At 63.9% G+C, this 4,470-nt stretch carries 6 protein-coding genes; 3 read left to right on the top strand and 3 right to left on the bottom strand.

The window, feature by feature from the left end:
• The coding region (locus EN994_RS19400; RefSeq protein ID WP_127307732.1) for a WYL domain-containing protein at positions 1 to 321 on the top strand (321 nt) is incomplete at its 5' end.
• 62 nt (positions 322 to 383) lie between these two features.
• Here EN994_RS19400 and EN994_RS19395 read toward each other — a convergent pair.
• The 3 genes from EN994_RS19395 to EN994_RS19385 form a co-directional block, all read right to left on the bottom strand.
• A complete protein-coding gene (locus tag EN994_RS19395) occupies positions 384 to 1,079 on the bottom strand; it encodes a DUF1013 domain-containing protein (RefSeq protein WP_013529237.1) in 696 nt (231 codons plus the stop codon).
• A 485-nt stretch (positions 1,080 to 1,564) separates the two neighbouring features.
• On the bottom strand, positions 1,565 to 1,705 hold the full coding sequence (locus tag EN994_RS19390; RefSeq protein WP_013529236.1) for a DUF1127 domain-containing protein: 141 nt from the start codon (positions 1,703 to 1,705) through the stop codon (positions 1,565 to 1,567).
• A 161-nt stretch (positions 1,706 to 1,866) separates the two neighbouring features.
• A complete protein-coding gene (locus EN994_RS19385) occupies positions 1,867 to 2,877 on the bottom strand; it encodes an NAD(P)H-quinone oxidoreductase (protein WP_127307731.1) in 1,011 nt (336 codons plus the stop codon).
• A gap of 123 nt (positions 2,878 to 3,000) precedes the next feature.
• On the opposite strand from EN994_RS19385, the gene EN994_RS19380 reads away from it, so the two are divergent.
• Both EN994_RS19380 and EN994_RS19375 read left to right on the top strand, forming a co-directional pair.
• A complete protein-coding gene (locus EN994_RS19380) occupies positions 3,001 to 3,195 on the top strand; it encodes a DUF1192 domain-containing protein (protein ID WP_063169161.1) in 195 nt (64 codons plus the stop codon).
• Positions 3,196 to 3,284: 89 nt separating this feature from the next.
• On the top strand, positions 3,285 to 4,470 hold a 1,186-nt coding region (locus EN994_RS19375; protein ID WP_127307730.1), incomplete at its 3' end, for an MFS transporter.

The raw sequence follows: 4,470 nt of genomic DNA, 5'->3' as shown, positions 1-4,470 counted from the left end.
CGCGAGGCGATCGACCTGATCGAGCGCGCGGTCGAAAAGCGCCAGGTGCTGACCATCGACTATTCCGACGAGGCCGGCCGCGGCACCGCCCGCGATATCCGCCCGCTCGGCCTGTGGTTCTGGGGCAAGGTGTGGACGCTGGTCGCCTGGTGCGAGATGCGCGACGATTTCCGCGCCTTCCGCATCGATCGCATCGCCTCGGTGGTCATCGCCGGCCGCATCTTCAAGCCGGAGCGCGGCAAGCAGCTTGCCGACTTCTACCGCGCGGTGGAGCGCAGCGAGGACTATGGCATGGCGCCGGACCGCGCCGCGCGAAGCTGAGACCCGACGCAGTTAGAAAAAAGCCCGCTCGAAGCGGGCTTTTTCTTGGATATCAGACAACCTCACTCGTCGTCGTCATTGTCCGTGTTCTTCGACTTCAAGGCCGAGAGCTTGGCGAACACGGCGTTGGCGTCGAGTTCGGCGTCCTCGTCCTTCGGCTTCTCGGGAGCCGGCACCAACCGCTCGGTCAGGGCCGCCGGCAGCAGCGTGTCGCCGACCGGCTGCGCCTGTTCGCGGCCGCGCGAGGCGCGGTTGACTTCCATGTCGAGGTCGATCTGCGAGGCGAGACCCAGCGTCACCGGGTCCATCGGCTGCAGATTGGCTGAGTTCCAGTGCTTGCGCTCGCGGATCTGCTCGATCGTCGACTTGGTGGTGCCGACGAGACGCGAGATCTGCGCGTCCTTGAGCTCGGGATGGTTGCGCACCAGCCACAGAATCGCGTTCGGCCGGTCCTGGCGCTTCGACAGCGGCGTGTAGCGCGGACCCTTGCGCTTGGATTCGGGCACCCGCACCTTGGGGTCCGAAAGCTTCAGGCGCTGGTTCGGGTCCTTCTCGGCACGGGCGATCTCGTCGCGGGTCAGCTGTCCGGTCATGATCGGGTCCATGCCCTTGATGCCTTGCGCCGCTTCGCCATCGGCGATTGCCTTGACCTCGAGCGGATGCAGTCCGCAGAACTGCGCGATCTGCTCGAAGGAAAGTGCGGTATTGTCGACCAGCCAGACGGCGGTCGCCTTGGGCATCAGCAGCGTATTGGCCATTTTTACAAATCCTTCTCGTTCGCCCGCGTTCCCGCGCGGGCGGTGGTTTAGAGCCACCAAAATGGGAAATTCGCGGTCTGTATAACCGCTCTCGGGTCCTTTCGCAACGTTTTTGGAGCAAAGACCGGAAGCCGTGGGTACTTACCGAAAACGTTCCGCGCTCTTGAACAGAACGACAAGCTGGCTTCGCTGGCGAGTTCCGGTCTTGGCAAAGATCGGTTGAGATAGGGGCACCCCTGTCATGCCGGAGCCGCTGCTTCCATCAGGGTTCGCCCTTGTGAAAGCGCCGAGCCAAGATGCCATGCAGGAAACCGAGGTCAACCCTGCTCGATGGCCGGTATCGGTTGGGACGGTCGTTGATCTCCCGCCCAAAACGACAAAACCCGCCGGACTGGGTCCAGCGGGCTCGGAACCGCGACAAAGTTCGTCTGGTGCGGCTCTGGCTTCCACGGCTTGGGCCCGCCGGAGCGGACCAGGACGTGGCTTTAGATAGCCCTGCGGGCGATCTTTTCGATGTCGGCGCGGTTGATGCCGAGATCGCTGAGCTGACGTGCGTTGAGACGGTTCAGTTCGCGGACGGTCTCGGTGTACATACGCCAGTTACGGAAAGCGCGGATCGGGTTCATGGTAGTCCCTCCAGAATGATGTTCGTTTCGATGGTGCTCAAATAGGCGTCATCGATGAGGACTTGAATGGCTGATTTTGCATAGCAATGATGCAAATGCTGCATTGCAGCATTAAGCTTCTGTTCATCTTGTGGGCAGCGAGGCGCTGACCTCGCGCGCTGTCAGCCTACGTCGAGCACGATCTTGCCGATATGCTCACCCTCTTCCATGCGCTCATGCGCCCGCCAGGCTTCGCTGAGCGGGAAGATCATGTCCATCACAGGGGCAACCTTGCGCGTGCCGAGCAGCGGCCACACCTGCGCTTCCAGCGCCGCCGCGATCGCCGCCTTGAACTCGACGGTTCGCGGCCTCAGCGTCGAACCTGTGTGGGTAAGCCGCTTGACCATGATCTTCGAAAAGTCCGCGCTTGCGACAGCGCCGGCCTGAACGGCGATCTGGACGATGCGGCCTTCGACCGCCGCGGCCTCATAATTGCGCGCCACATAGTCGCCGCCGACCATGTCGAGGATGACATTGGCGCCTTTGCCACCCGTTGCCTCCTTCACCGCGGCGACGAAATCCGCCTCGCGATAATTGATCGCCCGGTCGGCGCCGAGCTTCAGGCAGGCGTCGCATTTCTCCTTGCTGCCGGCAGTGGTGATGACATAGGCGCCGAAGGCGGAGGCAAGCTGGTTTGCTGTCGTGCCGATGCCGGACGGGCCGCCGTGGACGAGCAGCGTCTCGCCTTTCTTGAGGCCGCCACGCTCGAACACATTGTGCCAGACGGTGAAGTAATTCTCCGGCACCGCCGCGGCTTCGGTGTGGGTGAAGCCGGCGGGCAACGGCAGCACGCTCCCTGCATGGACCTTGACATATTCGGCATAGCCGCCGCCGGGCGTCAGCGCACAGACGCGGTCGCCAATGCGCCAGCGTGATATGTCGTCGCCAAGGGCGGCGACTTCACCCGATGCCTCGAGGCCCGGCAGGTCGGATGCGCCGGGCGGTGGCGGATAGGCGCCTTTGCGCTGCTGGACGTCGGGCCGGTTGACGCCGGCGGCATGCACCTTGATCAGGATCTCGCCGGGGCCGGGCTGCGGCACGTCGCGTGTTTCCGGCTTCAGCACCCGAGGGCCACCCGGCTCCGAGATCGCGATGGCCGTCATCCTTGCCGGAATTTTCTGTCCGCTCGCCATGAGATTTCCCGTCTTTCCTCGCCGTTGTCCGATCGGCTGTTTGCATCGACGCCCCTGCCCTATGTATGCTGATTGCCAAATCAGGCAAATGGCCAATCTGGTCTTGGCGGAGGAGGAGCGACGATGGCGATCTTCGACGACGAACCCAAGAAGAAGGCGCGCCCGCACGAGATCGGGCAGGACCTGTCATTGCTTTCCGTCAGCGACTTGACTGAGCGGATCGGCATCCTGCGCGACGAAATCGCCCGCCTGGAAGCCGAACTCAAGGCCAAGGACACCACCAAATCCGCGGCCGAAGCACTGTTCCGCCGCAGATAGGCGCTCGGGCGTAAAGCCCGCCGCCGAAAAGCCCGAATGCGACTGTCTTCAGACCCAGCGTCCCCGCCAAACCTGAGCCGGATCAACCAATGTTCGCAACCTACCGACCGATCCTCTCGCTGCTTCGCGGCACCGCTTTCCTGCTCGCGGCATCTGGTTTGCATGGGCTGCTTCTGCCCCTGCGCGGTCAGTTGGAAGGCTTCTCGACCGCATCGCTCGGCCTGATGGGCACGGCCTGGGCCGGCGGCTTCGTCACCGGCTGCTTCTTCGCACCGCGCATCGTGCGCCGCGCCGGCCACGTGCGCGCCTTTGGCGCCTTTGCCGCATCCGGCGCCATCGTGGCGCTGCTCACCGGGCTGATCATCGACGAGTATGTCTGGATCCTGCTGCGCGCCTTCACCGGCTTCACCATGGCCGGCGCCTTCATGGTCATCGAAAGCTGGTTGAACGAGAAGGCCACCAACGAGAACCGTGGCACCGTCTTCGGCCTCTACATGATGGTGACTTATGCCTCGATCATGGGTGGGCAGATGATCGTCGCCGGCGGCGACGTGAAGTCCGCGTCGCTGTTCATGATCACCGGCATCCTGTTTTGCCTGTCGCTCATTCCGACGGCGGTCTCGACCGCCTCCCACCCCAAGCCGCTGCAGGATGTCTCACTTGATGTCAGGGGCCTTTATGCCAATTCGCCGGTGTCGGCGGTCGCTTGCGTGCTGATCGGCATCGCCAACGGCGCCTGGGGCACGCTTGGCGCAGTCTATGGTGCGCGCATCGGCATTTCCACGGCCGAGATCGCCCTGATGATGAGCCTTGTGGTCGTTGCCGGTGCCGCCATGCAGCTTCCGGCCGGGCGCCTGTCCGACAAGACCGACCGGCGCTTCGTGCTGGCGGGGGCGGCTTTCGGCGGGGCCTTCTTCGCGCTCATGATCTTCCTGTTCGAGCCACGCTCCGGCGTCTTCGTCATCGTCTTCACCGCCGCCTATGGCGCCTTCGCCTATACGCTCTATTCCATCGCCGTGGCGCATGCCAACGACCACGCGCGCTCGGAGGATTTCGTCAAGGTATCTGGCGGGCTGTTGCTGCTCTATGGCTTCGGCACGATGATCGGACCTTTGCTTGCGGCTGCCCTGATGGGCTGGATGCGCCCGGAAGGTCTGTTCCTGGCGACCGCCTTCGCGCATCTCTGCCTGGCGGGCTACACGCTGCTGCGCATCAGCCGCCGCGCGCCGGTGCCGATCGGGGATCGTGACGCCTTCAAGACGCAGCCGGCCGACC

The organism is Mesorhizobium sp. M7A.F.Ca.CA.002.09.1.1, assembly GCF_003998555.1.
Lineage (GTDB): Bacteria > Pseudomonadota > Alphaproteobacteria > Rhizobiales > Rhizobiaceae > Mesorhizobium > Mesorhizobium ciceri.
The sequence above is the reverse complement of the archived record's forward strand: the minus strand, read 5'-3'. Positions and strand labels throughout refer to the sequence as shown.

Excerpts from the sequence above, each read along its gene's own strand:
- EN994_RS19395 (WP_013529237.1), bottom strand. The coding sequence starts at position 1,079 with ATGGCCAATACGCTGCTGATGCCCAAGGCGACCGCCGTCTGGCTGGTC.
- EN994_RS19390 (WP_013529236.1), bottom strand. The coding sequence starts at position 1,705 with ATGAACCCGATCCGCGCTTTCCGTAACTGGCGTATGTACACCGAGACC.
- EN994_RS19385 (WP_127307731.1), bottom strand. The coding sequence starts at position 2,877 with ATGGCGAGCGGACAGAAAATTCCGGCAAGGATGACGGCCATCGCGATC.
- EN994_RS19380 (WP_063169161.1), top strand. The coding sequence starts at position 3,001 with ATGGCGATCTTCGACGACGAACCCAAGAAGAAGGCGCGCCCGCACGAG.